Source organism: Salmonella sp. SAL4457 (assembly GCF_046548235.1).
Lineage (GTDB): Bacteria > Pseudomonadota > Gammaproteobacteria > Enterobacterales > Enterobacteriaceae > Salmonella > Salmonella enterica.
In genome coordinates this window covers 1-259 of record NZ_JBGDZO010000783.1, presented here as the reverse complement: position 1 = coordinate 259, position 259 = coordinate 1, and the positions used below count along the sequence as shown (strand labels likewise).

1 pseudogene is annotated in these 259 nt (G+C 37.8%); it reads right to left on the bottom strand.

The features are described 5' to 3' along the window. Positions 1-3 precede the first annotated feature (3 nt). A pseudogene (locus ACLJNW_RS26300) lies at positions 4-259 on the bottom strand (serine/threonine protein kinase); the annotation flags it as partial.

Sequence of the window (259 nt, the reverse complement as noted above, 5' to 3'; positions counted from 1 at the left end):
CATCTACTCATCAAGGATCATAACAGGATGTGCTCTCCATGCACCACCACCTATGAACATAGAAAAGCAAACCTTATCACCAATTTTAGCGTTTCGAGGGCCATACACACTAGATTGGTTAAAGAAGACGTCATCATTTAAAGGGCGGGCAATGAATCCATACGCATTATAGAAAATGTTTTTGATATTTCCAATATATCTTGGGTTTTTTGCATAACATAAAAGTTCACATTTTTTTACCAAGTCATCTGCACTGGGG